This window comes from Streptomyces sp. Y309 (genome assembly GCF_056712025.1).
In genome coordinates this window covers 2,810,010-2,835,289 of sequence record NZ_CM160048.1, presented here as the reverse complement: position 1 = coordinate 2,835,289, position 25,280 = coordinate 2,810,010, and the positions used below count along the sequence as shown (strand labels likewise).

Below are 25,280 nucleotides of genomic sequence, written 5' to 3'. Positions count from 1 at the left end.
TCTGAGATCCAGCCCACGGATGCGTGACAGGTGTCGATGGCTCAGGATCCGAGCGATCCTTAAGTTTCACGGTGGTTCTCCGTGCCGTACCGGTTCTGTCGCAAAAATGTCCGGTGCGGCACTCGCTCGTACTCCCGTGGAGGTGCCCCGTGCTGGGTCCCGTGATCCTTGCCGCGTCGCGCAGTGACAAGATGCGCCGTTTTGTGTCGGCGGCGCCGGGCACCAAGCAGGTAGTGGACCGGTTCATCGCCGGTGAGAGCGTCGACCAGGTGATCCCCGTGATCATGGATTCCATCGACAAGGGGCTCGAAGTCACGCTCGACGTCGTCGGCGAGGACATCACGACCCCCGAGCAGGCCACCGTCGCCCGCGATGCCTATCTGGAGCTCGTCGAGCGCCTGAAGGACCTCGGGCTCGGCGAGAAGGCCGAGATGTCCGTGAAGCTGTCCATGTTCGGGCAGGCGCTGGAGGGCGGCCACGAGCTGGCCCTCGCGAATGTCCGCCCCGTCGTCGAGGCCGCCGCCGCGATCGGCACCACGGTTACGCTGGACGCGGAGGACCACACCACCCTCGACTCGATGTTCGCCATCCACGAGGAGCTGCGGAAGGACTTCCCGCAGACGGGCTGCGTGATCCAGGCCTATCTCTTCCGCACCGAGGACGACGCCCGCCGCCTGGCCGCGAACGGCAGCCGCGTACGCATCGTGAAGGGCGCCTACAAGGAGCCCGCCTCCGTCGCGTACCAGGACAAGGCCGAGACCGACAAGGCGTACGTCCGTATCCTGAAAATTCTGATGGAGGGCTCGGGGTACCCGATGATCGGGTCCCACGACCCGCGGCTCATCGCCATCACCCAGGAGCTCGCGCGCCGCGCCGGGCGCAAACTGGATGAGTACGAATTCCAGATGCTGTACGGCATCCGCAGCGACGAGCACCTGCGGCTCGCCGCCGAAGGCCACCGGATGCGCGTGTACACCGCCTATGGCACCGACTGGTACGGCTATTTCATGCGCCGTCTCGCGGAGAAGCCGGCGAACCTGCTCTTCTTCGGCCGGTCGATCCTCACCAAGGGCTGAGCCGGCCCCCGGCCGCCAGATTTCCCCCGCACAAAGGAGTTACGGAACTCATGGACGCTGTGACCCAGGTCCCCGCCCCGGTCAACGAGCCGGTCCACGGCTACGCCCCCGGCTCCCCGGAACGCATCCGGCTCGAGGCCAAGCTCAAGGAGCTGTCCGAGAACCCGATCGAGCTGCCGATGACGATCGGCGGCGTGCAGCGCCTCGGCGGCGGCGAGCCGTTCCAGGTCGTGCAGCCGCACAACCACAAGGCGGTCATCGGCAACGGCCGCCACGCGACCCAGCAGGACGCCCAGGACGCCGTCGACGCCGCGCTCGCCGCCGCGCCGGCCTGGCGCGCGATGTCCTTCGACGACCGCGCCGCGATCATCCTGCGCGCCGCCGAGCTGCTGTCCACGACGTGGCGCGAGACGCTGGCCGCCTCCACCATGCTCGGCCAGTCCAAGACCGCCCAGCAGGCCGAGATCGACACGCCCTGCGAGCTGATCGACTTCTGGCGCTTCAACGTGAAGTACGCCCGTGACCTGCTCGCCGAGCAGCCCCCGGCGAACTCCACGGGCGTCTGGAACCGCCTGGACCACCGCCCGCTCGAGGGCTTCGTCTACGCGATCACGCCGTTCAACTTCACCGCCATCGCCGGCAACCTGCCGACCGCGCCCGCGCTCATGGGCAACGTCGTCGTGTGGAAGCCGTCCCCGACGCAGACCCACGCCGCCGTGCTGCTCATGCAGCTCCTGGAGGAGGCCGGTCTGCCCAAGGGCGTCATCAACCTCGTCACCGGTGACGGCATCGAGGTCTCCAAGGTCGCGCTGCACCACCGCGACCTGGCGGGCATCCACTTCACGGGCTCGACGAAGACCTTCCAGTACCTGTGGAAGACCGTCGGCGAGAACATCGAGAAGTACCGCTCGTACCCGCGTCTGGTCGGCGAGACCGGCGGCAAGGACTTCGTCGTCGCCCACCCGAGCGCCGACCGCGCCATCCTGAAGACCGCGCTGACCCGCGGCTCCTTCGAGTTCCAGGGCCAGAAGTGCTCCGCCACCTCGCGGGCGTACGTCCCGGCCTCCATCTGGAACTCCGGCTTCAAGGAGGAGTTCGCGGCGGAGGTCGACGGCATCAAGATGGGTGACGTCACCGACCTGTCGAACTTCATCGGCGCCGTCATCGACGAGCGTGCCTTCGCCAAGAACAAGGCCGCCATCGACCGCGCCACGTCCGACGACTCCTGCACGATCGTCGCGGGCGGCACGTACGACGACTCCGTCGGCTACTTCGTGCGCCCGACCGTCGTCGAGTGCTCCGACCCGGCCAACGAGGTCTTCACCACCGAGTACTTCGGCCCGTTCCTCGCCGTGCACGTCTACGAGGACGACAAGTACGAGGAGATGCTGACCCAGATGGAGTCGGTGTCGGACTACGCGCTCACCGGCTCGGTCATCGCCAACGACCGTGCCGCGGCCGCGTACACGATGGAGAAGCTCCGCTACGCCGCGGGCAACTTCTACATCAACGACAAGTCCACCGGCGCCGTCGTCGGCCAGCAGCCCTTCGGCGGCGGCCGCTCCTCCGGCACCAACGACAAGGCGGGCGCCCCGCAGAACCTGATGCGCTGGACCCTGACCCGCGCCATCAAGGAGACGCTGGTCCCGCCGACCGACTACTCCTACCCGCACATGGGCTGACACCCCCACGGGGGATCACACCCCCTTGAACCCCGCCCCCGGCTTGGGCCCCACCCCGGCCGGGGGCGGTGTGTTGTCCGGTGACCCTGTCCAGCGTTGTCCGTGTCATCCGGTGACCCTCTTCAAGAAGCCGTCGATCAGGCCCGCGATCTGCTCCGCGTGCGTCTCCAGGGCGAAGTGGCCCGTCGGCAGCAGATGCACCTCCGTCTCCGGCAGGTCGCGCTGGAAGGCGAGCGCCCCGGCGGGCACGAAGATCTCGTCGTGGGCGCCCCACACCGCGAGCACGGGAACCTGGCTCTCGCGGAAGTAGGCCTGGAAGTCCGGGTAGAGCTCGATGTTGCTGCCGTAGTCGCCGATGAGGGCGAGCTGGATCTCGTCCTGTCCCTCGCGTGCCATCAGGGCCGTGTCGTGGTCCCAGGCGTCCGGGCTGACCAGGCTCGGGTCCGGGACGCCGTGCGTGTACTGCCACTTGATGCCTTCGGGGGAGCGGATCGCGTGGACGGCCGCGGCCGTCTCCTCGCCCGGATCCGCGATGTACGCGAAGACCGGCGCCCAGGCCTCCTTGCCGAGCCCCTCCTCGTACGCGTTGCCGTTCTGCGTGACGATCGCCGTGACCCGGTCCGGGTGGGCGAGCGCGAGGCGCAGGCCGATCGGGGCGCCGTAGTCCTGCACGTACAGCGCGAACCGGTCCAGGCCGATCGCCTCCGTGAACTCGGCCGTCACGACGGCGAGTTCGGCGAAGGTGTACGGGAAGTCCGCGGCCGACGGCGTCGCCGAGCGGCCGAAGCCCAGGTGGTCGGGGGCGATGAGGCGGTAGCGGTGGGCGAGCCGCGGCAGCAGGTCGCGGAACATGTGCGAGCTGGTCGGGAAGCCGTGCAGGAGCAGCAGGGCGGGGGCGTCGGCGGGGCCCGCCTCGAGGTAGAAGATCTCGTGGCCGCGGACGGTGGCGGAGCGGTGGCGGACCTGGGTGCTACTCATCTCTTCTAACCCCTCATTGCCGTTTAGGTGGTTGGCGATGGGGTGATTCGAGCACGCCTCCAGCTAACCAGTCAAGTGTCTTTTACTGGTTAGCTGGAGGGGGTTCAGGTCCGGTGCGTGCGGCTACACCTCCACGAGGACCTGGTCCAGGGACTTCCGTACGAGGTCGGGGACCTGGCAGTCCGGGGCCGGATAGCCGACCGGGATCACGGCGAACGCCTTCTCGTTCTCCGGGCGGCCGAGCACCTCGGACAGGAACCGCATCGGGCTCGGCGTGTGCACCAGCGCGGCGAGTCCGGACAGATGCAGGGCGGAGAGCAGCATGCCGACGGCGATGCCGACGGACTCGTCGACGTAGTAGTGCTTGTGCTTCGTGCCGTCCTCGCCCAGCCAGTAGCGCTGCTGGAAGACGACGATCAGCGCGGGGGCGTCCGTCAGATGCGGCTTCACCTCGTCCGTGCCGAGCGGGCGCAGGGCGGCCAGCCACTCCTCGCCGAGCCGTCCGTCGTACGAGATCTGCTCCTCGTGCTCGGCCGCCTCGCGAATCCGGCGGCGCACCTCCGGGTCCTGCACCAGGACGAACGTCCACGGCTGCTGGTGTGCGCCCGAAGGCGCGGTCGCCGCGCAGGCGATGGCGTCCCGCACCACCTGCGGCGGCACGGGATCCGCCGCGAACTGCCGCACCGTGCGCCGCTCCCGCATCCGCTCCCTCAACTCGGCGGCGTGGGCGAGGGATTCGGCCACGGGCATGCGGGCGGGACGGTACGGAACGGAGCGGTAGGGCTGCCCGTGGATGGGTGTCCAGTGCTCGTCGTGGTGTCCGGTCTCCGGCTTGCTCTGTTCGGTATCAGACATGTTCCGAGTGTGCCGCGCGGTGCCGACGGCGGACAGGGGGCGGACAGGGCGGCCACCGGAATTCGCCGGGTGCGACGGTGACCGTCAGCTCCAGCCCGCCACGATCAGGGTCAGGCCGACCGTGAAACCGGCGGTCAGGAGGGCCAGGTAGAGGCCGTAGAAGCGGCGCAGCCGGTGGGCGAGGAAGCCGAAGGCACCGCAGGCCAGGCCCACGGTGAGGGTGCGGGAGCCGCGGGCGGCGGCCGACTGGGCGAGCCAGTCGGGGGCGGGCACGTCGGCGTGGCCCGCGCCCGCCGCGTACACCTTGAAGGGGATGCCGTTCCACGGCTGGTGGCGGACCGCCGACGCGGATTGGGTCGTCAGCTGCTGGTGTGCCTCCGCTCGCATGCGGTCGGTGGTGAGCGGGTGCGGCAAGTCCGTGCCGGATGCCGCAAGTTGGAGGGCCAGTACGCCGCCCGCGAGGGTGCCCGCCAGGGCCGTCAGGGACAGCTTCAGGGCGCGGCGCGGCACCGCGACGCACGCGATCGCCAGGAGCAGTTCCGGCATCAGCGGCCAGCTCAGGGCCTCCGCGAAGGCCCAGGCGAAGGCCAGCGGCAGGCCCCAGCGGGAGGTGAGCGTCCGGGCGATCCGCTTGCGGGTGCGGGAGTCCTTCAGGGGTTCCTCGGTGGTACGGCGGTGCAGGGCCGCCACCGCGTCGCGGGCCTCCTCGGGGGTCGCCGTCGGCGGGAGCGGGGTGCCGATGCGTACGCGGACCAGGGACGGGCGCAGTGGGCCGTGCTTCGGGAGCAGGCGGTCCGTTCCCGCGATGCCCACGGGGACGACGGGTACGCCCGCCCGCCGGGCCAGGACCAGGGCGCCCTTGTGGAACGCGCCCAGCTCGCCCTGCCTGGCGCGGGTGCCCTCCGGGAACAGGACCACGGCGCGGCCCGCGCGCAGGGCGTCCGTCTTGGACAGGAGGTCGTCCATGCCGCCGCCTGTGCGGCGTACCGGGAAGCCTGCTGCCAGGCGGGAGCAGACGCGGCTTCGCCAGGGGGAGGCGAACCAGTAGTCCGCCGCCGCGGCGATGGTGGGGGCGTGGTGGGCGTCCAGGGCCGCGAGGAGGGCCGCCGTGTCGGCGTGCGAGGTGTGGTTGGCCACGACCACGCAGCCTCCCGGGGGGAGGTGGCCTCTGCGGGAGACACCTCCGGTGAGGGTCAGGAGGGTCCACCAGAGGGCTCGGCGTAGCGCTGCGCTGTGCTTTCCCCAGTCCCGCCCCTTCCCGTAACCAGGGGCTGCCGCCCCTGGACCCCGCTGGGTGGGTGTCCCGTTCGGGTGGGACAGGCCCCCGCCGATCGCCGCTCCGCGGCTCGTCCTCGAACGCCGGACGGGCTGAATCGTCACAGCGTCACCGCCGTCGTCACCAGCAGGGCCAGGAGCAATGAGTCGATGCGGTCCAGCAAGCCGCCGAAGCCCGGGAGCCAGGTGCCCGCGTCCTTTACGCCCGCCTCCCGTTTCACCATGGACTCCAGGAGGTCGCCGAGTACGCAGCCGGACAGGACCGCTGCCCAGAGGAGTGGGGTGAAGGCGCCAACGGACGCCAGGGCGGCGGCTGTTGCTGCTGCCGCGCCGAGTACGCCCGCCCATGTCTTGTTGGGGGACAGGGAAGAGAGGGGGCGGGACAGGAGCCCGCGGCGGCCCAGGGCCGTGCCGCCGCACCATGCGCCCACGTCGCCGAACGCCACCGCCACGCCCACCGCGACCGCCGTGTCGCCCAGCAGGACCAGGCCCGTCAGGGACACGGGGATCCACAGCAGGCCGAAGAGGGTGCGGCAGGCGCGGGTGAAGCCGTGGGCCGTGTCGCCGGAGAGCAGCGGGGGCAGCACCGCCAGGACCAGGAGTGCCCCGGCCGTCCGTACGTCGAGTGCGTCCGGCGCGCCCCACGCCGCCGCCGGGAGCAGCACCGCCGCCGCCCACAGCACCGCGCGCTCGCCGCGCGGCAGGGCCGCCATGCGCGCGTACTCACCGACGGCGATCGCCCCGAGCCCGGCCGCCAGCACGAACGCGCCCGCCGGACCCGCCCAGAACGCGCCGAGGAACAACGGCGCGGCCAGCGCCCACGTCCGCCACCGCCTGCGCAACTCCGCCCGCATCCGCACCCGCGCGGGCAACGCGGCCACGGCCACCCCACCGGCACCGAGCACCCCCGCCACGACGGGCACGGCCCGCGCGGCCGCCTCGCCCGCGAGCATCGCGACGCTCATCGGATCCCCAGCTCCCCTTGTTCGCTCCGTGAGTTGGCGCCCAGCTCCCGCCACAGCCGCCCGCACCGCGTCACCGTCGTCAGCGCCGAGCCCGCCGCCAGCGCCACGAGGACCGGCGTCCACCAGCCGGTGGCCGCTGCCACGATCACCAGGGCGCAGCGTTCCGTCTTGCCCACGGGGCCGCCGTTCAGGCGTCCCGCGCCCGCCGCCGCGCCCGCCAGGGAGACCCAGGACGGGAGCGTCGCCGCCAGGGCCGCCGTGGCCACCAGCCACAGGGGGGCCAGCGGCAAGAAGCCGGCGAGCATCACCAAGTCGGCGGCCCGGTCGCCCAGTTCGTTGAGCAGGGCGCCGCGTCGTGTCGTGCGGCCGGTGTCGCGGGCCAGGGCGCCGTCGAGGTTCGCGCACGCCAGGCGCGCGGCCAGCAGCACCGCCACCGGGATTGCGGCGAGCGGCGCCGGCAGCCACGCGAGGGCCGCCGCCGAGCCCGCCGCGCACACCACACCCGCCGCCGTCAGCGCGTCCGGCGACACCTCGCGGCGGGCCAGCGCGCCGCGCACGCCCGACAGCTTCCGGGCGTACCAGGGCTTCAGGGCGTACAGGCCCAGGCCGGGGGAGGACCCGGTGGGCCCGGGCCCGGCGGACCCCGTGGACCCGGTCGGCCCGGAAGAGGCAGAGGAACCGTTCATGCCGTCGACTCTGCCGCCGGGCGGGGCGCCGGATAATCGGGGTGCGTACTCAAATGGAGCCTGAGTACGGTGAGCCCGTGACCACCCCTCGTACCCCCGACATCCCTCGTACCCCCGAAGGGACCGTGCTGCGTACGGCCCACACCGCCGACGCCACCCCCGCCGAACTCGGCGCCGCCCGCGCGCTCATGGACCTCGCCTTCGACGGCGACTTCAGCGACGAGGACTGGACGCACGGCCTCGGCGGCATGCACGCCTTCGTCCACGATCGCGAGGGCACGCTGCTGGCCCACGGCTCCGTCGTCCAGCGCCGCGTCCTGCACAACGGCCGTTCGCTGCGCGCCGGTTACGTCGAGGCCGTCGCCGTGCGCCCCGACCGGCAGCGGCAGGGGCTCGGCGGGCAGGTCATGGGCGCGCTGGAGGGGATCGTCGAGCGGGCCTACGACCTGGGTGCCCTCTCGCCGTCCACCGAGGGCGAGAAGCTGTACCGCGCGCACGGCTGGGTGACCTGGACCGGAGGCGTCGGCACGCTCGGCCCCAACGGCGTCGAGCACATGCCGGACGAGGACCCGCCGATGCTGTGGAACTCCGGGCTTGACCCCGCGCACCCTCTGTTCATCGACTGGCGGGACGGGGACGTCTTCTAAGCGCTCCGCCGCGGGGCAGTCATAGGCCGTCGATCATCTGCGGCTCCATCGTGGCTGGTCGCGCAGTTCCCCGCGCCCCTTCAGGGCGCGGCCGAACCGCAGCGGACTTCACCAGCCCTGCTCAGGCGTCGGCCCCGGCCGCCCGCACGATCATCTTCCCCACGTTCCGCCCCCGCAGCATCCCCAGGAACGCGTCCACGATCCGGTCGAACCCGTCCACGACCGTCTCGTCGAGCCCGATCCGGCCGCTCTGCAGATGCGGCACGACGTACTCGTACAACTCCTCCTGAAGATCACGGTAGTTGCGCACGTGGAAGCCCTCCATGCGCAGGCTCTTCTCGACGATCTCGGTGAGGTTGCGGGGCGCGGACAGGGGCTGCGGGTCGTTGTACTGGGCGACGGTGCCGACGCGGACGATGCGTCCGAACTCCCGCAGGCTCTCGATGGCCGCCTCCAGTTGCTCGCCGCCCACGTTGTCGACGTACACGTCCACGCCGTCGGGGGCGGTCTTCGCGAGCAGGTCCGCGGCCGGTCCGGCGTGGTAGTCGAAGGCGTCGTCGTAGCCGACGTGGTCCTTCAGGTAGGCGACCTTCGCCGCCGATCCCGCGCTGCCCACGATCCGGCGCGCGCCCATGACGCGGGCGAGCCGCCCCGTCGCCGTACCCACGCCGCCCGCCGCCGCGGAGACGAACAGGTCCTCGCCCTCGCGCAGCTTCGCGACGCGGGTCAGGCCCACGTACGCGGTCAGGCCCGTGCCGCCGAGGATGCTCATGTACGCCGACAGCGGCACCCCGTCGAAGCGCGGCAGCCGGCGCACCTCCTCGGGCGTCACCACCGCGTGCGTGCGCCAGCCCTGCCGGTGGAAGACGATCTCGCCCTCGGCCAGCTCGGGCGTCCGGGACGCGGTCACGCGGCCGATGGTGCGGCCTTCGAGCGGGGCGTTCAGCGCGAACTCGCCGTCCATCATTTCGCGGTGATAGGGGTCGACGGACCAGTACAGGTTCTCCACCAGCGCCGTGCCGGGCGCGGGCTCGGGCACCGCCGACTCCACGAACGCGAAGTCCGCGGGGGTGGGGAAGCCGTGGGGGCGGGCGGTCTGGTGGACGGTGAGGGCGCGGGCGCCGGCGAAATCGTTCATGGCGCAGACCGTAGGCGGGGAATGCGGGGGCGCGGCAGAGGGTTCGGCTCATGGAACGCGCCGAACCATGAGCGCTCCTCATACGACGAGGTGGGAACCGGTGACCGAGCACGACCTGGCCCCGCACGAACTGCGGGTCGTCGTCGCCGTCGAGCATGCCCGCAGCTTCTCCGGCGCCGCCCGGGAGCTGGACCTGACCCAGTCCGCGGTCTCGCACTCGGTGCGCGGCACGGAGCGGAAGCTCGGCGCGGTGCTCTTCGAGCGCGGCCGCGCGGGCGCCACGCCCACGCCCGCGGGCGAGCGCGCCGTCGCCCACGCGCGGCGCGTGCTGCGGCTCCTGGAGATCCTCGCCGCCGAGACACGCGGGGCCGCCGACGGCGCCGCGGGTCCGGGGGCGGCCACCCTCACCGGCCCGCTGCGCATCGCCGCCTTCCGCAGTGCGGCCCTGCACCTGCTGCCGCCCGCGCTCGCCGGCCTGCGGGCCCGCCACCCCGGCATCGAGCCCGAGGTCCGTGTCGTACGCGAACTGGGCCGCGGCACCGCGGGCGAGGTTGCCGACGGGCGCGCGGACATCGCGATCGCGACCATCGGCACCACGTCGCCGATCCCGCGCGGACTGGTCGGCGGCGTGCTCCTCGAGGAGCCGTACTCCTTCGTGCACCCGGCGGGCCACCCCGACCCGCGCTCCCTGCCGCTCGCCGACTGGGCCGAGAACTGCACCTCGTACACCCGCGACTGGTGGTCGCGCCAGGACTGGATCCCCAGGGCCAACACGCAGACCGAGGACGACGGGGCGGTGCTCGCGATGGTGAGCGCCGGGCACGCCATGGCGATCATGCCCGCCCTGTCCCTGACCGGAGCGCCGCCCACGGTCCGGGTCAGCGACCTCGGGCCGGACCGCCCGACCCGCTCCGTGGGCTATGTCACCACGCCTGAGCAGGCAGGATCGCTGGCCGTACGGGCCCTCATCCGGGAGTTGCGGGCGCTTCGGGGCCGGCCGGAAACGGAAGCAGGGTCGGCCGCTCCAGTGAGAGTCGTCTCAGATAGTAGGAAGTCCGACTAACCGTAGAGACAAGTGGCCGAAGCTGTCTTAGCTTTGTAGGAGCCGAACGTCTCGCTCGATCAAGCGAAGGCGGCCGCGAGCCGGGCCCGTGCAGGCGAACCCTGCGGCCCACGCTCCCCGCCTCTTCCGGCGTCTCGTAACCCCCTCTCCGCGCACAGCTCCGCGTGCGCGGATCAGCACTCCCGGATGCCCGATCGAAGGAGTCGATGTCCCATGGCCGAGACGACCGCCCGCCGAGTCCGCCACATCGTCCGTCCCACCGAGTCCGAGCGCAAGAACGCTGCCGCCGCCCTCCAGCGGGCCCTCGACCGCAGGGACAACGGCGGCGAGACGGGGCACTGAGCCCCGCCCGCCGGTCGTCCGCCACCGCGCTGCTTCCGGCGTTCCCCGTGCCGGTCCGTTACTTCCGGCGCTCGATCTCGAAGTGGTCGACGCGCTCGCCGCTCTCGGCGAGCGCCGAGACCGTGAGCTTCGGACGCGCTCCGGTCGTCACCTCGACCGCGAGGAACGAGAAGCCGGTGTAGCGCACCCGTGACCACTCCACGGTGTCCGGGTCGGGCAGGCGCAGCTTGGTCCAGTGGAACGTGAGGATCGTCCCCTCGTCGTTCTCGTGGCCCTCGTAGCTGTCGCCGACCCCGACCGGGAAGCTGTACAGGTCCTTGCCGGCGCCGCCCGCGGTGACGTACACGATGCCGTCGCGCGTCGGATCGGTCGACGCGCCGACCGGCACCGGCTTGCCGACCTCGCCGTTCTTGATGGCGTCGGTGCGCTCGTACACATGGTTGTGGCCGTTGATCACCAGGTCCACCTGGTGCTTGGCGAACAGCGGCAGCCAGGCGTCGCGCACGCCGCCGTCGGAGCCGTGCGTCGCCGTCGAGTACGTGCAGTGGTGGAAGAACACGACGACGAAGTCGACGTCCTCGTCGGCGCGCAGTGCGCCGAGGCGCTTGTCGAGCCAGGCGGTCTGTTTGCCGTCCGTGTAGCCCTTGTTCGCGGGTATCTCGTACGAGACGTCGTTCGCGTCCAGGGCGACGACGCCGACGTTGCCGTAGCGGAACGAGTAGACGCCCGGCGCGCCCTTGGGGTCGAAGCCGTTCTCGGGCAGCGACCAGCGCGCGGACTGGCCGCCGTAGCCGTTGGGCGAGTACCACGCCTCCATGTCGTGGTTGCCGGTCGTCACCATCCACGGCACGGACTTCGCCACCGACTCGGTCTGCGCGAGGAACTGGTCCCACACGCGCGCGTCGTAGGTGTCGCCCTCCTTGCCGTGCCCGGTGGTGTCCGCGTAGCAGATGTCGCCCGCGTGCAGATGGAAGGCGGGGTTCTGGCCGAGGATCAACTGGTCGTTGGCCAGCGCCTCGTAGCTCACGCCCTGGTCCCCGAAGGCCGTGAAGACGAACTTCTCCGGCCGCGCGGGGGCCGTACGGAACGAGCCGATCGTGGACATCCGCTCCGGCGACGCCGGGTCGAAGCCGTCGTGGCCGACGCCGTAGTAGTACGTCGTGCCGGGCTTCAGGCCGTCGAGCGCCGCGTGCAGGTAGTACTGCTCGACCTTCGGGAGCTTCTTCGACAGGGACGGCGTGTGCAGGTCGCGCACCTCCGCCTCGATCTTCTGGCTCAGCTCCCACGGCTTCGGACCCACGCGTACGTAAGGGGACTTGACCGCGAACGGCACCTGCCAGGAGATCCGCATCTGGGTCTTCGGGTCGGCCCCGAAGGCGAGATGGCGGCCGAACGGCGCGACGAGCTTGCCGTCGACCTTCACCGGTCCGGGCGGGGCCGCGAGCGGGGAGGTGGCGCTGGGGCGCTCGGCGTACGCGCTGCCCGAGCTGCCCGCGAGCAGACCTATGCCGCCCGCGACGCCCGCCGTGGCGAACGAACTCGCCAGCACCTTGCGCCGGGAGAGCCTGCTGCGGAGGTATTCGTGCTGCTCCGGCATGCTCATGGTCTTCGCGAGCTGCTCGGGTATGCCGAGGTTGGGGGTCTCCATGACGAGGGAACTTCCCAGTAACTTCCAACTCGCGCCAGACGTGGGAGTGAAGAGAGGGTGTCCATGTGGTGGCGCCCCCGTGGGGCCCCGCGAGGCGGACCTGGGCTGTCCGTATGGTGGACGGCGCATGTCATTGGATGGGACGAGGAGTACCGTGCCGGTATGTCTCGCAGCATCAATCTCGCAGTGATCCCCGGAGATGGGATCGGCCAGGAAGTCGTGGCCCAGGGACTCAAGGTCCTCAACGCCGTTCTCCCGCAGGATGTGAAGCTGGAGACCAAGGAGTACGACTTCGGGGCCCGCCGCTATCACGCCACCGGTGAGACCCTCACCGACGCCGACCTCGCGGCCCTCAAGAAGCACGACGCGATCCTGCTCGGCGCCATCGGCGACCCCTCGGTCCCCTCCGGCGTCCTGGAGCGCGGCTTCCTGCTCAAGCTCCGCTTCGCCTTCGACCACCACGTCAACCTGCGCCCCTCGCGGCTGCTTCCGGGCGTGGCCACGCCGCTCGCGGGCCAGCCCGAGATCGACTTCGTCGTCGTCCGCGAAGGCACCGAGGGCCCCTACACCGGCAACGGCGGCACGATCCGCAAGGGCACCCCGCACGAGGTCGCCACCGAGGTCTCCGTGAACACGGCCTTCGGTGTGGAGCGCGTCGTCCGCGACGCCTTCGCCCGCGCGCAGGCCCGCCCGCGCAAGAAGCTGACGCTGGTCCACAAGAACAACGTGCTCGCGTACGCGGGCCACCTCTGGACGAACGTCTTCAACAAGGTGGCCGAGGAGTTCCCCGAGGTCACCACCGACTACATCCACGTCGACGCGGCCACGATCTACCTGGTCACCGACCCCGGCCGGTTCGACGTGATCGTCACCGACAACCTCTTCGGCGACATCATCACCGACCTCGCCGCGGCCGTCTCCGGCGGCATCGGCGTCGCGGCCTCCGGGAACATCAACCCGAGCCGCGAGTTCCCGTCGATGTTCGAGCCCGTGCACGGCTCGGCGCCCGACATCGCGGGCCAGGCCAAGGCCGACCCGACGGCGACCGTGCTGTCCGTCGCCCTCCTCCTGCGCCACCTCGGCTACGACAACGAGGCGATCCGTGTCGAGGAGGCCGTCTCCGCCGACCTCGGCGGGCGCGGCGACACCCCTCGTACCACCGACGAGATCGGCGACGCGCTCGCCGTACGAGTAGCGGGCTGATCCGCCGGTCACTGCTCCGTCACAGCAAGGGCGTGTCCGATGGGTCCGGTCGGCTGTGTTCCGGGTGCGTGTTTTGTGGGGTCGAGCGGTGTCTGGTGCGTGTGGCTGCAAGGCGGAGGAGGGCGTCGACGCGGAGCGTCGGCAACCGACGACAACGCCGCAGACGCGCGTGCCAGGCGCCGCGACGCCGACGGGACCCATCGGACACGCCCTGGCCGCCGGGTCGCACCAGCACCCGGCGGCTTCTCGTTTGCGGCCACCGGGTGTCACCATCGAACCCAGGGCCGCCCTGACCGCTGTTTCGTCCATGCCGTGCCACGAGCGATAATCGAACGTGGGACCGCGTTACGGCGACGTGCCCGGACGCCGCGAGGGATGCGGGCGTACGGGCCCGTGGGTGGTCCGTCACACACAAACCGGTGAAGGACACGCAACCATGACGACGCCCACGATCGAGCTCAAGCCCTCCTCGACCCCGGTCTCCGCCGCGGAGCGCGAGGCGGTCCTGGCCAGCCCCGGGTTCGGCCGCCACTTCACCGATCACATGGTGACCATCCGCTGGACGGAGGGCCGCGGCTGGCACGACGGCCAGCTCGTGCCGTACGGCCCGCTCTCCCTCGACCCGGCGACCACCGTCCTGCACTACGCCCAGGAGATCTTCGAGGGCCTGAAGGCCTACCGCCAGCCCGACGGCTCCGTCGCCCTGTTCCGCCCCGAGGCCAACGCCCGGCGCTTCCAGTCCTCCGCGCGCCGCATGGCCATGCCGGAGCTGCCCGTCGAGACCTTCATCGAGGCCTGTGACGCCCTCGTGCGGCAGGACATCGACTGGGTGCCCGCGCACGGCGGCGAGGAGTCGCTCTACCTGCGCCCGTTCATGATCGCCACGGAGGTCGGGCTCGGCGTCAAGCCCGCCAACGAGTACCTCTTCGCCGTCATCGCCTCGCCCGCCGGCGCGTACTTCCCCGGCGGCGTCAAGCCCGTCTCCATCTGGCTCTCCGAGGACCGCGTGCGCGCCGTCCCCGGCGGCATGGGCGACGCCAAGACCGGCGGCAACTACGCCGCGTCCCTGCTCGCCCAGGCCGAGGCCGCCGAGAAGGGCTGCGACCAGGTCGCCTACCTCGACGCCGTCGAGCACAAGTGGGTCGAGGAACTGGGCGGCATGAACCTGTACTTCGTGTACGGCGACAAGATCGTGACCCCCGAGCTGACCGGCTCGCTGCTCGCGGGCATCACCCGGGACTCGCTCCTCACCGTCGCCCGCGACCTCGGCTACACCTCCGAGGAGGGCCGCGTCTCCATCGAGCAGTGGCAGGCCGACAGCGCGAACGGCACGCTCACGGAGGTCTTCGCCTGCGGCACCGCCGCCGTCATCACGCCGGTCGGCACGGTCAAGTCCGCCCGCGGCGAGTGGGTGCAGAGCGGCGGCAGCCCCGGCGAGGTGACCATGAAGCTGCGGGACGCGCTGCTCGATGTCCAGCGGGGTGTCGCGGCCGACCCGCACGGGTGGATGCACCGCCTGGGCTGAGCCCTTCCCTGATCGTCCGTCCGTGAAGGCCGGGCCCGGCAACTGCTGCCGGGCCCGGCCTTCATGCGCTCTCAGGGTGACCTGGGGTGCGCGGTGAGCGTCAGGCTTTCGGGTACGGCCGCGCACGCCCGGCGGAACGCGGCGGCGAGACCGGCCCGCGAGGGCGCGGCGGCGCCGGTCGTCCAGACGTCGAGGCCGCGGTGCCAGGCGGCCACGAGCAGGTCGACGGCCAGGTGCGCGCGCAGCCGGTCCGGGTCGGGCGGGGTGTCGCCGAGGTCGAAGCGGCGTACGACGATGTCCAGGGCGGCGCGGCCGGTGCGGTCGCAGAAGGCGAGGCCGTGCGCGTCCATCGACGGATTGTCCGCGGCGAGGCGGCGGTTGAGCAGCACGCGGTGCGCCCATTCCTCGCCGGGCATCCGGTCGAGCGCGCCGAGCAGGGTGTCGCGCAGCAGTTCGTGCAGCGGGCGGCTGTCCGGCCGCACCTCGCCCAGTTCGTCGAGGAACACCGTCCACAGGTCGTGGAGCGGTGCCATCGCCACGTCCTCCTTGCTGGTGAACGTGCGGAAGAAGGTCCGCTTGGACACCTCCACGGCGTCGCAGAGCTCGTCGAGCGTGACGCCGTCGAAGCCGCGCTCCGTGAACAGGTCGAGGGCGGTGTCGACCAGGGCCTGCCGGGTGCGGAGCTTCTTGCGTTCGCGCAGGGGGAGCTGGGCGGGGGCGCGTGCGGGGTCCATGCCGGGAGTGTAGCTCGGTAGCCAATGCCACTTGAGGGCTAATGCCACTCAGTGGCAGTATGGCGGAGGTAGGTCGGCCCGCGGCGCCATGTGCTGCGTGCCGCTTGCGTTGTGGTGCCGCGGTGCCGCGGTGTCGTGGTGCCGCGGTGTCGTGGTGCCGCGGTGTCGTGGTGCCGCGGTGTCGTGGTGCCGCGGTGTCGTGGTGCCGCGGTGTCGTGGTGCCGCGGTGTCGTGGTGCCGCGGTGTCGTGGTGTGGCTGCGTCGCGATGCCGCCGTGTCGCTGCGTTGCGGTGCCGCTTCGTGCTGCGTGCCGCTCCGTTGCCGGGCTCCGTTCTGCCCGGGGTGGCCTCCCTGTCCTTCGTGCCTTGTGAAAGGTGACTTCGTCATGCGTGCTCTCCTCGTCGACCCCTCCGCCCCCGCCGGGCTCCGTCTCGGCTCCGCGCCCGACCCCGAACCCGCCCCGCACCAGGCGCTCGTCCGGGTCACCGCGACCTCCCTCAACTACGGCGAGGTCGCGAGCGTCGTGCCGGGCGCCGCGCCGGGCACCGTGCTCGGCTGGGACGCCGCCGGATACGTCGAGCGCGCCGCCGCCGACGGCTCCGGGCCCGCGGCCGGCACCCCCGTGGTGACCCTCGGCGAGGCCGGCGGGTGGGCCGAACTCCGCGCCGTGGACACGCGGTTCATGGGCGTGGTGCCGGAGGGGGCCGACCTCGGAGCCATCAGTACGATCCCGGTCGCCGGGGCGAGCGCGCTGCGCGCCCTGCACCGGGTCGGGCCCCTGCTCGGGCGGCGGGTCCTGGTCACCGGGGCGACGGGTGGGGTCGGGCGGTATGCCGTGCAGCTCGCGCGGCGGGCCGGCGCGTACGTCGTGGCCGCGACCGGGGATCCGGACGGGCGGGGGGAGTTGCTGCGGGGGCTCGGCGCGCACGCGGTCGTCGGTGACCCCGCCGAGGCCGAGGGGTCCCTGGACGGGGTCGTGGATCTCGTCGGTGGGCGGCAACTGGTCGCCGCGTACGAGAAGTTGGGGGCGGGCGGGGTGTTGGTCTCCGTGGGGCACTCGGGTGGGGACGACGAGCACTTTCCGCATGGGGTGCTGTACGGGGACCAGGGGCGGCACGACCGGGCGGTCGTGAGCTTCTATCTGCTGGGGTGTGATGCGCTTGCGCGGGATCTGGAGTGGCTGGCCGGGGAGGTTGCCGCGGGGCGGCTTGATGCGGGGGAGACGTGGCGGGGGGCGTGGGGCGACGCCGGGGTGGCGGTGGAGGCGCTGCGGGGGCGGCGGTTGCATGGGAAGGCGGTGCTGGAGGTGGGGTGAGGCGGGTTCCCTGCGGGGCTTTCCCCAGTCCCACCCCTTCCCGCTGCATCGATTAGCGGCTCTGCCGCGGGCGGGGGCTCCGCCCCCGGACCCCCGGGGTGGGTGTCCCGGGTGGGTGGGACGACCCCCGCCGATCGCCGCTCCGCGGCTCGTCCTCAATCGCCGGACGGGCTAAAACCTTGCCGCACCGGCGAAGTATTCAGCCCCTCCGGCGTTTGAGGAGCGGGGTCTGGGGCGGAGCCCCAGTTACGGGAAGGGGCGGGGTTGGGGTACATCGCGTAAGCGACACCCCCAACCACCCCCGACAGCAGAAAGCTGCAGTCCACCCCGCCCGTCAGGGAGAGCAGCGGCCCCTCGTACAAGGGGAGGGAGACCGCGAGGAGGCCGACGCCCGCGCCGAGGGCCCAGGCCGCCGTGGCCCACGGGTTCCAGCCACCCCGGTACCAGTAACTCCCGCCCCGCGCACGGCGGTTGAAGACCTGGAGGGCGTCGGCGTCGTACACGCCACGGCAGCGTACGAAGCCCATGAGCGTGATCACGGCCCACGGCGTCCCGATGGCCGTGAGCAGCAGCACGAAGGACGTCATCGCGTCCTGCGCCGCCCAGGCGAAGTGCCCCACGAACACGCACCCGGTGGCGACCACGGCCACCGCGTACGTGGCTCGCGCCCGCGACGCCCGCGGCACGATCGCGTCGAGGTCGAGCCCCATGGAGTACAGCATCAGCCCGGCATTGCCGACGGACCCGGCGGACGCGGCGAGCAGCAGCGGGAGCAGATACCAGCCGGGCGCCGCCGCGACCAGCGGTTCGGCGTAGTCGAGCGCGGCCCCGGCGGCGTACGCGGTGAACGTACCGAAGAGCTGCGGCACGAGGAGTCCCGCCGTCAGGCCCACGCAGGTGGCCCGCAGGACGCGGCGGGGCGAGTGCCGCGCGGGGGAGACATAGCGGGTGTAGTCGCCGAGCAGGGTGATGAAGGCGATGGGGCCGGAGAGGCCCGCGGCGACCAGGGCGAGCAGCCACGTCGGCCAGAACGAGCCGAGCGCGTAGCCGCCCGCGTCGGGCAGCGCGGTGGTGGTGAAGTCGGGCGCGTACGCCACCACGCCGAGGACGAGCAGCGCGGTCATGCCGACCGCGAGGATCCGCGAGAGGCGCAGGAGCACCCCGTAGCCGTACACCGCCCCGCCCACCGTCGCCGCCGCGAGCGCCGCGTAGACCAGGCCGTAGGAGAGGCCGTCCGCGGGCAGGCCGACCAGGCGGTGCAGGGTGCCGACCATCACGTCACCGCCGATCCAGATGGTCAGCGCGGTGTAGCCGAGGGAGAGGAGCAGTCCGACGACCGAGCCGACGAGGCGGCCGCGGACGCCGAACTGCGCGCCGGACGAGGTCGAGAGGTTGGTGCCGGTGCGCAAGGAGACCAGGGCGAGCGGCGCGGTCAGGGCCGTGCCGATCAGGGTGCCCGCCACCACCGAGGTCACCGACTCCCACCAGTTCAGGCCGAACGACACCGGCAGCCAGCCGAAGACGATCACCCCGAGGCAGAGGTTGGAGCCGAGGAGGATCGAGACCACGTCCCGGGGGCCGCTGGTGCGTTCCTCTTCGGGGATGGTGTCGACTCCGCGCTGTTCTATCGGCATGAGGGTGCCCTCTCCCAAGTGTTTGAGTGCCGTTCAATGTGGAGCACGTCATGCTCGGCCGTCAATGGTTCCGTGCTGGGTAATCTATGTTTAGAGTGATGCTCTAACTGTGTGGTCCGGAATGCTTGCTTCCGAGGCCGGCGAACCCGATGGATACGAGGTGGCGGCGTGCGACTGACCCCCACGGAACGCGACCGGCTGCTGCTCTTCGGGGCGGCCGAGCTGGCCAGGGCCCGCAGGGCGCGCGGCCTCCGGCTGAACGTCCCGGAGGCGACCGCCCTGATCGCCGACACGGTGTGCGAGGCCGCCCGCGACGGGGCGCGGCTCGCCGAGGCCATCGAGCGGGCGCGCTCGGTGCTCGGCCCCGACGACGTGCTGCCGGGCGTCGCGGACGTCGTCACCGAGGTGCACGTGGAGGCCGTCTTCGACGACGGGTCGCGGCTCGCCGTGGTCGCCGACCCGGTGGGCGGTGGCTCGCTCGGCCCGGACGCGCCCGGCGCGCTGCGGCCCGCGCCGCCCACGCCGGAGCGGGAGCCGGTCGTCACGGTGTCCGTGCGCAACACGGCCACCGTGCCCGTCAGCGTGACCTCGCATTTCCACTTCTTCGAGGCCAACCCGCGGCTCGACTTCGACCGTGCCGCCGCCTACGGCATGCGGCTCGCCGTCCCCGCGGGCTCCTCCGTGCGGTTCGGGCCCGGCGAGCGCGTCGAGGCCGGGCTCGTGCCCATCGGAGGCGCGCGCGTCGCCATCGGATTCGCCGGTCTGGTCGACGGGCCGCTGGACGCGCCCGGCGCCAAGCGGGAGGCGCTGCGGCGCGCGGCCGCCTGCGGCTACCTGGGGGCGAGCGCCCCGTGGACCGAGACCTCCGAGGAGGGCGAGTGATGGACCCCTACGAGTACGCCTCCGTGCACGGCCCCCGCGCCGGCGACCGCGTCGTCCTCGGCGACTCCGGTCTCGTCGTGCGCGTCGAGTCCGACGCGCAGCGGCACGGCGACGAGTTCCTCGCCGGATTCGGCAAGACCGCCCGCGACGGCCTGCACCTGAAGGCCGCCGCAGTCCGCGAGACCTGTGACGTCGTGATCAGCAACGTCGTCGTCATCGACGCCGCGCAGGGGATCCGGAAGGTGTCGATCGGGATCCGGGAAGGGCGGATCGCCGCCATCGGGCGGGCCGGGAATCCGGACACCCTCGACGGCGTCGACGTGGTCGTCGGGACCGGGACGTCCATCGTCTCCGGCGAAGGCCTCATCGCGACCGCCGGGGCCGTGGACACCCACGTCCACCTGTTGTCGCCGCGCGTCATGGAGGCCTCGCTCGCCTCCGGCGTCACCACGGTCATCGGCCAGGAGTTCGGGCCGGTGTGGGGCGTCGGCGTCAACTCGCCGTGGGCGCTGAAGCACGCGTTCGGCGCCTTCGACGCCTGGCCCGTCAACATCGGCTTCCTCGGCCGCGGTTCGTCGTCCGACCCGGCGCCGCTGGTCGAGGCGCTCGCCGAGGGCGGGGCGTCCGGCTTCAAGGTGCACGAGGACATGGGCGCCCACACCCGCGCCCTGGACACGGCGCTGCGCGTCGCCGAGGAGCACGACGTCCAAGTCGCCCTGCACAGCGACGGGTTGAACGAGTGTCTGTCGGTCGAGGACACCCTGGGCGTCCTCGACGGCCGGACCATCCACGCCTTCCACATCGAGGGCTGCGGCGGCGGCCACGTACCGAACGTCCTGAAGATGGCGGGCGTCCCCAACGTCATCGGGTCGTCCACCAACCCCACGCTGCCCTTCGGCCGGGACGCCGTCGCCGAGCACTACGGCATGATCGTGTCGGTCCATGACCTGAAGACCGACCTGCCCGGTGACGCCGCCATGGCGCGGGACCGGATACGCGCCGGGACCATGGGCGCCGAGGACGTCCTTCACGACCTCGGCGCCATCGGGATCACGTCCTCCGACGCGCAGGGCATGGGGCGCGCGGGCGAGACCGTGCGGCGCACCTTCGCCATGGCCGGGAAGATGAAGGCCGAGCTCGGCCCGGCGGCGGGCGACGGCCCGCACGACGACAACGGCCGCGTCCTGCGGTACGTCGCCAAGCTGACGATCAACCCCGCGCTCGCCCACGGCCTCGCCCACGAGGTCGGCTCCATCGAGGTCGGCAAGCTCGCCGACATCGTGCTGTGGCGGCCCGAATTCTTCGGCGCCAAGCCGCAGTTGGTGCTGAAGTCCGGCTTCCCCGCGTACGGCGTCGTCGGCGACCCGAACGCCGCCACCGACACCTGCGAACCCCTCGTGCTCGGGCCGCAGTTCGGCGCGTACGGCGCGACGCCCGCCGACATCTCGGTGGCGTTCGTCGCGCGCGCCGCCGTCGAGCAGGGCCGCGACGCGATGCCCACGCGGCGGCGCCGGGTCGCCGTCCGGGGCACCCGCGGCATCGGCCCCGCCGACCTGCGCCTGAACTCCCGCACCGGCACCGTCGACGTCGACCAGCGCTCCGGCCTGGTCACCCTGGACGGCGAGCCGCTGCGCTCCGACCCCGCCGACTCCGTCTCCCTCAACCGCCTGTACTTCCTGTGAGGACCGCACCCATGACCTTCCGCATGCCCGCCGAGTGGGAGCCGCACGAGCGCACCTGGATGGCGTGGCCGGGGCCGAACCCCACCTTCAGCACCGAGGAGGAGCTCGGCGAGGCCCGCGGCGCCTGGGCCGCCGTGGCCCGTGCCGTGCGCCGCTTCGAGCCGGTGACGGTGATCGCGGGCCCCGGCCAGAGCGCGTCCGCCCGCGCGCTGCTCGGCGACGGCGTCGACCTCGTCGAGCGCGAACTGGACGACGCGTGGATGCGCGACATCGGCCCCACCTTCGTCCGCGACGGCGACCGACTGGCCGCCGTGGACTGGGTGTTCAACGGCTGGGGCGCCCAGGAGTGGGCACGCTGGGAGCACGACGCGAAGATCGCCCGCCATGTCGCGGACCTCGCGGGCGCCCCCGTGCACTCCTCGCCCCTGGTCAACGAGGGCGGCGGCATCCACGTCGACGGCGAGGGCACCGTCCTGCTCACCGAGACCGTGCAGCTCGGCCCCGAGCGCAACCCGGGCTGGACCAGGGAGCGGGTCGAGGCCGAGATCCACGCCCGGCTCGGCACCCGCAAGGCCCTCTGGCTGCCCCGCGGACTGACCGCCGACTACCCCGGGCACGGCTTCGGCACCCTCGGCCACGTCGACATCGTCGCCGCCTTCGCCGCGCCGGGCGTCGTCCTCGTGCACTCGCAAGCGGACCCCGCCCACCCGGACTTCGAGGTCAGCCGCGAGGTCGTCGGCGTACTCAAGGGGCAGACGGACGCCCGCGGCCGCACTCTGGAGATCGTCGAGGTGCCCGCGCCCACCGCCCTCGCCGACGACGACGGCTGGGTCGACCACTCGTACATCAACCACTACCTGTGCAACGGCGGCGTCGTGCTCTGCTCCTTCGACGACCCGCACGACGAGCTGGCCGCGGGCATCTTCCGGCGGCTGTTCCCGCGCCGGACCGTGACACTCGTCGACGCCCGTACGATCTTTGCCGGGGGTGGTGGCATCCACTGCATCACCCAACAACAGCCGAGGATCTAGCAGCCGGAGTACGACGTGGCCGAAGCGCGCGCCCAGCGCAGCGCACGCAAGAACGCGCCCCCGCGAGAGGACGTCCTCGCGACGGCCATGGAGATGATCGCCGAGCGCGGCCTGGAACAGCTCACCATGGCCGCGCTCGGCCGCGAGGTGGGCATGAGCAGTGGCCACCTCCTCTACTACTTCGGCTCCAAGGACGAGCTGCTTCTGCGCACCCTGGAGTGGAGCGAGGGGCGGCTCGGCGCCGAGCGCGGCCGGCTGCTCGCCCGGCCGGAACCGGCGCGCGCCCGCCTGGAGGCGTACGTCGATCTCTACGTCCCCGACGGGCACCGCGACCCGCACTGGATCCTCTGGCTCGAGGTCTGGAACCGCTCCCTGAACGCCGACGAGCAGGGCCGCGACCGGCAGGCCGCCATCGAGGGCGCCTGGCACCGTGACCTGGTGGCGCTGCTCGCCGAGGGCGTCTCGCGCGGCGAGTTCCGGGCCGTGGACGCCGACCGGTTCGCGGCCCGGCTGCGGGCGCTGCTCGACGGCTTCTCCATCCATGTGGCGATCGGCCTGCGCGGCACGGGACGGGACCAAGTCCTCGCGCACGCACGGGAATTCCTGGACGAAGCGCTCGGTATGGACGCGTAGGGCGCCGTCCAGGTTGTACGCAATTCTGCGGATTGCGTGGCTGCTCCGGGTGCGCTTGTATCCGCAAGGGCCTTCGGTGCCGGACCGGAGGCCGGGCGGTCCTTGGGGGGATTCATGGTCACTGTCAGACGCGTGCCGTTAAGCGCCTTGCTGGCAACGGCGATTGGGCTCACCGCGCTACCGGCCGCGGCCCACGCCGCCGAGGCGTCCTCCGCTCCGTCCGCGCGGCCGGCGCCCCGCGTCGAGCGGGTCAGCGTCGCTGCCGACGGCACCGAGGCCAACGGCGCCTCGGGCGCCGCGACGGTCACGACGGACGGCGGCCACACCGCCTTCAGCAGCGTCGCCACCAACCTCACGCCCGACACCGCGCCACGGCCGCAGAGTTCCGCGCACGTCCGCGACGGCCGCTCCGGCGCGGTCGGCGCCAAGGGCCGCACCGTCGTCTACTCCTCGGCGGAGACGGACGTGGTGCCCGGCGACACGAACGGCGTGACCGACGTCTTCCAGTGGACCCGCCGATGACCCGGATCCGAAGCCGGGCATGGACCTGGCAGCGGGTCCTGGCCTCAAGGGCCGTCACCGCCAAGGGGCGCGCCGTCGCCTTCGACTCGGCCTCACCCGATCTGGTGAGCGGGGACAGCAACGGGGAGCCGGACGTCTTCCTGCTGACAGTGGAGAACGGGCAGTAACGGCAAGCACGATCACGTAGTACGCACAGGCACGCAGCACTCACCATCACCGCAGTACGTACCATCACGCAGCACACACCACCACGGGGGAACCACCCATGCGCCTCACCACCCGCGCGGTCCTGACCACCGCGCTCGTCACCGCCGTCACGGGAGCCGTGCTCCCGGCCGCGGCGGCCGCCGGCACCCGCGCCCCCGCTCCCCGCACGGAGCGGGTGAGCGTCGCCGCCGACGGCACCCAGGCCGACGGTCCTTCCGACGCCACGGACATCAGCGCCGACGGCCGCTACGTGGTGTTCGCGTCCGAGGCCGGCAACCTGGTGCCCGGCGACACCAACGACCGCGCCGACATCTACCTGCGCGACCTGCGCACCAAGAAGGTGGAGCGCGTCAGCCTCCAGGACTCCGGCGCGCAGTACACCTCGCACGCGGGCGACCCGTCGATCAGCGCGGACGGGCGGTACGTCACGTACTCCGCGCAGGTCGACGAGGAGGACGGCGGCCTGTACAGCGGCACGTTCCTGAAGGACCGCAAGACCGGCCGCACCGAGATCGTCAGCCTCTCCGACGACGACAAACCGGTCTTCGGGGACTACGTCGTCGGCGCCGAAGTGAGCGCCGACGGCCGCTATGTCGCCTTCGTGTCCGCCCTGAAGGACCACGGCGACGGCGGCGACGACGGCATGTGGACCGGCATCTACCTGCGCGACCGCAAGGAGGGCAGCACCCGCCTGGTCAGCGAGACCGTCACCGGCCACCCCACCTGGATCGTCGGCGGGCTCTCCCTGAGCCCCGACGGCCGCCACGTCGGCTACAGCCTCGGCCAGGTCCGGCCGGGCCTCGGCGGCCGGACGTACACGTACGACGCGACGACCGGAAAGTCGAAGCGGATCGACCTCTCGCCCAGCGGCGCGGACCTGCGCATCGGCGTGCCCTCGCTGAGCAAGGACGGGCGGTACGCGGCCTTCGAGACCGCCGAGGCCATGGTGCCCGCCGACACCAACGGCAAGAGCGACATCTACCGCCTCGACACCCGCACCGGCGCCCTCAAGAAGGTCACCCAGGAAGCGGGCGGCGGCCAGACCGACGACGACTCCTACCAGGCCGACATCACCCCCGACGGCCGCCACGTCGCCTTCATCTCCTCGGCGTCGGGCCTCACCGCGGGCGACCCCGCCAAGGGCCCGCTGTACGTACGCGACCTGAAGACCGGCGAGACCCGGCGCGTCAACGTGCCCCAGGACGGCGGCGAGAGCGAGGACCAGGGCTGGCCGGCCTACGCCCTGAGCGCGCACGCCAAGACGTTCACGTTCACGTCGGACGCGGCGAACCTGGTCCCGGGCGACACGAACGAGGCGCGGGACGTCTTCGTACGCCACCACGCGAGCTGAAACGAACGTTCTATCCAGCCGCAAGGTGACCGGACCGCCATGGCGACGCGACCGCATGGCGACCGACCGCATGCTGAGACGGGGAGGCGGGTGCCACCAAAGCTGTGGCACCCTGCCGTCCATGCTCGTGTTCGCCATGATTATTGGCAGCAAGCGCGCCGGTCCGCAGTGACCGCCCCGTACCCATCACGTACAGGCGGACACCG

General features: G+C 72.1%; 24 protein-coding genes. 15 read left to right on the top strand and 9 right to left on the bottom strand.

Annotation, left to right across the window (positions count from 1 at the left end):
- Positions 1-149 precede the first annotated feature (149 nt).
- Together AC0KTA_RS10635 and pruA are read left to right on the top strand one after the other, a co-directional pair.
- Positions 150-1,076 (top strand): proline dehydrogenase family protein, encoded by a 927-nt coding sequence (locus AC0KTA_RS10635; protein WP_481054865.1) that lies wholly within the window; start codon positions 150-152, stop codon positions 1,074-1,076.
- A 50-nt stretch (positions 1,077-1,126) separates the two neighbouring features.
- On the top strand, positions 1,127-2,758 hold the full coding sequence (pruA, locus tag AC0KTA_RS10630) for an L-glutamate gamma-semialdehyde dehydrogenase (RefSeq protein WP_481054864.1): 1,632 nt from the start codon (positions 1,127-1,129) through the stop codon (positions 2,756-2,758).
- Positions 2,759-2,863: 105 nt separating this feature from the next.
- Here the strand turns inward: pruA and AC0KTA_RS10625 are convergent, their stop codons facing one another.
- From AC0KTA_RS10625 to AC0KTA_RS10605, 5 genes are all read right to left on the bottom strand, one after another.
- Positions 2,864-3,736 (bottom strand): alpha/beta fold hydrolase, encoded by an 873-nt coding sequence (locus AC0KTA_RS10625; RefSeq protein WP_481054863.1) that lies wholly within the window; start codon positions 3,734-3,736, stop codon positions 2,864-2,866.
- Between the two features lie 123 nt (positions 3,737-3,859).
- Entirely contained in the window at positions 3,860-4,591 is a 732-nt protein-coding gene (locus AC0KTA_RS10620) for a nitroreductase family protein (RefSeq protein WP_481054862.1), read from the bottom strand.
- Positions 4,592-4,675: 84 nt separating this feature from the next.
- Positions 4,676-5,911 (bottom strand): lysophospholipid acyltransferase family protein, encoded by a 1,236-nt coding sequence (locus AC0KTA_RS10615; RefSeq protein WP_481056378.1) that lies wholly within the window; start codon positions 5,909-5,911, stop codon positions 4,676-4,678.
- Positions 5,912-5,967: 56 nt separating this feature from the next.
- Positions 5,968-6,831, bottom strand: coding sequence for a phosphatidate cytidylyltransferase (locus tag AC0KTA_RS10610; protein ID WP_481054861.1), 864 nt, complete (start codon positions 6,829-6,831; stop codon positions 5,968-5,970).
- Complete coding sequence (locus AC0KTA_RS10605; protein WP_481054860.1) at positions 6,828-7,517, bottom strand: CDP-alcohol phosphatidyltransferase family protein; 690 nt, start codon at positions 7,515-7,517, stop codon at positions 6,828-6,830. Before AC0KTA_RS10605 ends, AC0KTA_RS10610 begins: the two co-directional genes overlap by 4 nt.
- Positions 7,518-7,594: 77 nt before the next feature.
- On the opposite strand from AC0KTA_RS10605, the gene AC0KTA_RS10600 reads away from it, so the two are divergent.
- Positions 7,595-8,164 (top strand): GNAT family N-acetyltransferase, encoded by a 570-nt coding sequence (locus AC0KTA_RS10600; RefSeq protein ID WP_481054859.1) that lies wholly within the window; start codon positions 7,595-7,597, stop codon positions 8,162-8,164.
- 121 nt (positions 8,165-8,285) lie between these two features.
- Here AC0KTA_RS10600 and AC0KTA_RS10595 read toward each other — a convergent pair whose 3' ends face one another.
- Positions 8,286-9,302 (bottom strand): NADP-dependent oxidoreductase, encoded by a 1,017-nt coding sequence (locus AC0KTA_RS10595; RefSeq protein WP_481054858.1) that lies wholly within the window; start codon positions 9,300-9,302, stop codon positions 8,286-8,288.
- Between the two features lie 67 nt (positions 9,303-9,369).
- Here AC0KTA_RS10595 and AC0KTA_RS10590 point away from each other — a divergent pair, with 67 nt between their 5' ends.
- Both AC0KTA_RS10590 and AC0KTA_RS10585 read left to right on the top strand, forming a co-directional pair.
- Entirely contained in the window at positions 9,370-10,365 is a 996-nt protein-coding gene (locus AC0KTA_RS10590) for a LysR family transcriptional regulator (protein WP_481054857.1), read from the top strand.
- A gap of 213 nt (positions 10,366-10,578) precedes the next feature.
- Complete coding sequence (locus AC0KTA_RS10585) at positions 10,579-10,707, top strand: hypothetical protein (protein WP_481054856.1); 129 nt, start codon at positions 10,579-10,581, stop codon at positions 10,705-10,707.
- 58 nt (positions 10,708-10,765) lie between these two features.
- Here the strand turns inward: AC0KTA_RS10585 and AC0KTA_RS10580 are convergent, their stop codons facing one another.
- On the bottom strand, positions 10,766-12,355 hold the full coding sequence (locus AC0KTA_RS10580) for a purple acid phosphatase family protein (protein WP_481054855.1): 1,590 nt from the start codon (positions 12,353-12,355) through the stop codon (positions 10,766-10,768).
- 162 nt (positions 12,356-12,517) lie between these two features.
- Here AC0KTA_RS10580 and AC0KTA_RS10575 point away from each other — a divergent pair, with 162 nt between their 5' ends.
- Positions 12,518-13,558, top strand: a complete 1,041-nt coding sequence (locus tag AC0KTA_RS10575; RefSeq protein WP_481054854.1) for a 3-isopropylmalate dehydrogenase — start codon at positions 12,518-12,520, stop codon at positions 13,556-13,558.
- Positions 13,559-13,994: 436 nt separating this feature from the next.
- Positions 13,995-15,083 (top strand): branched-chain amino acid aminotransferase, encoded by a 1,089-nt coding sequence (locus tag AC0KTA_RS10570; RefSeq protein WP_481054853.1) that lies wholly within the window; start codon positions 13,995-13,997, stop codon positions 15,081-15,083.
- A 71-nt stretch (positions 15,084-15,154) separates the two neighbouring features.
- On the opposite strand, the gene AC0KTA_RS10565 is transcribed toward AC0KTA_RS10570, so the two are convergent.
- Positions 15,155-15,817 (bottom strand): TetR/AcrR family transcriptional regulator, encoded by a 663-nt coding sequence (locus AC0KTA_RS10565; RefSeq protein WP_481054852.1) that lies wholly within the window; start codon positions 15,815-15,817, stop codon positions 15,155-15,157.
- Between the two features lie 385 nt (positions 15,818-16,202).
- Here AC0KTA_RS10565 and AC0KTA_RS10560 point away from each other — a divergent pair, with 385 nt between their 5' ends.
- Positions 16,203-17,132 (top strand): zinc-binding dehydrogenase, encoded by a 930-nt coding sequence (locus AC0KTA_RS10560; RefSeq protein ID WP_481054851.1) that lies wholly within the window; start codon positions 16,203-16,205, stop codon positions 17,130-17,132.
- Between the two features lie 155 nt (positions 17,133-17,287).
- Here AC0KTA_RS10560 and AC0KTA_RS10555 read toward each other — a convergent pair whose 3' ends face one another.
- Positions 17,288-18,766 carry a cytosine permease gene (locus AC0KTA_RS10555; RefSeq protein ID WP_481054850.1) on the bottom strand — a complete coding sequence of 493 codons (1,479 nt, stop codon included), beginning with the start codon at positions 18,764-18,766 and terminating at the stop codon, positions 17,288-17,290.
- 168 nt (positions 18,767-18,934) lie between these two features.
- Between AC0KTA_RS10555 and ureA the strand changes: the two genes are divergently transcribed.
- The 7 genes from ureA to AC0KTA_RS10520 all read left to right on the top strand — a co-directional run bounded on the left by ureA (position 18,935) and on the right by AC0KTA_RS10520 (position 25,074).
- Positions 18,935-19,648, top strand: a complete 714-nt coding sequence (gene ureA / locus AC0KTA_RS10550; protein ID WP_481054849.1) for an urease subunit gamma — start codon at positions 18,935-18,937, stop codon at positions 19,646-19,648.
- Complete coding sequence (locus AC0KTA_RS10545; protein ID WP_481054848.1) at positions 19,648-21,330, top strand: urease subunit alpha; 1,683 nt, start codon at positions 19,648-19,650, stop codon at positions 21,328-21,330. Before ureA ends, AC0KTA_RS10545 begins: the two co-directional genes overlap by 1 nt.
- An 11-nt stretch (positions 21,331-21,341) precedes the next feature.
- Entirely contained in the window at positions 21,342-22,361 is a 1,020-nt protein-coding gene (locus tag AC0KTA_RS10540) for an agmatine deiminase family protein (protein ID WP_481054847.1), read from the top strand.
- Positions 22,362-22,448: 87 nt separating this feature from the next.
- Entirely contained in the window at positions 22,449-22,994 is a 546-nt protein-coding gene (locus AC0KTA_RS10535; protein WP_481056377.1) for a TetR/AcrR family transcriptional regulator, read from the top strand.
- 132 nt (positions 22,995-23,126) lie between these two features.
- A complete protein-coding gene (locus tag AC0KTA_RS10530; RefSeq protein ID WP_481054846.1) occupies positions 23,127-23,516 on the top strand; it encodes a hypothetical protein in 390 nt (129 codons plus the stop codon).
- Positions 23,513-23,683 (top strand): hypothetical protein, encoded by a 171-nt coding sequence (locus AC0KTA_RS10525; protein ID WP_481054845.1) that lies wholly within the window; start codon positions 23,513-23,515, stop codon positions 23,681-23,683. Before AC0KTA_RS10530 ends, AC0KTA_RS10525 begins: the two co-directional genes overlap by 4 nt.
- A gap of 98 nt (positions 23,684-23,781) precedes the next feature.
- The gene (locus tag AC0KTA_RS10520) at positions 23,782-25,074 is read left to right on the top strand and encodes a TolB family protein (RefSeq protein WP_481054844.1); all 1,293 of its coding nucleotides are present in this window, start codon (positions 23,782-23,784) and stop codon (positions 25,072-25,074) included.
- Positions 25,075-25,280 lie beyond the last annotated feature (206 nt).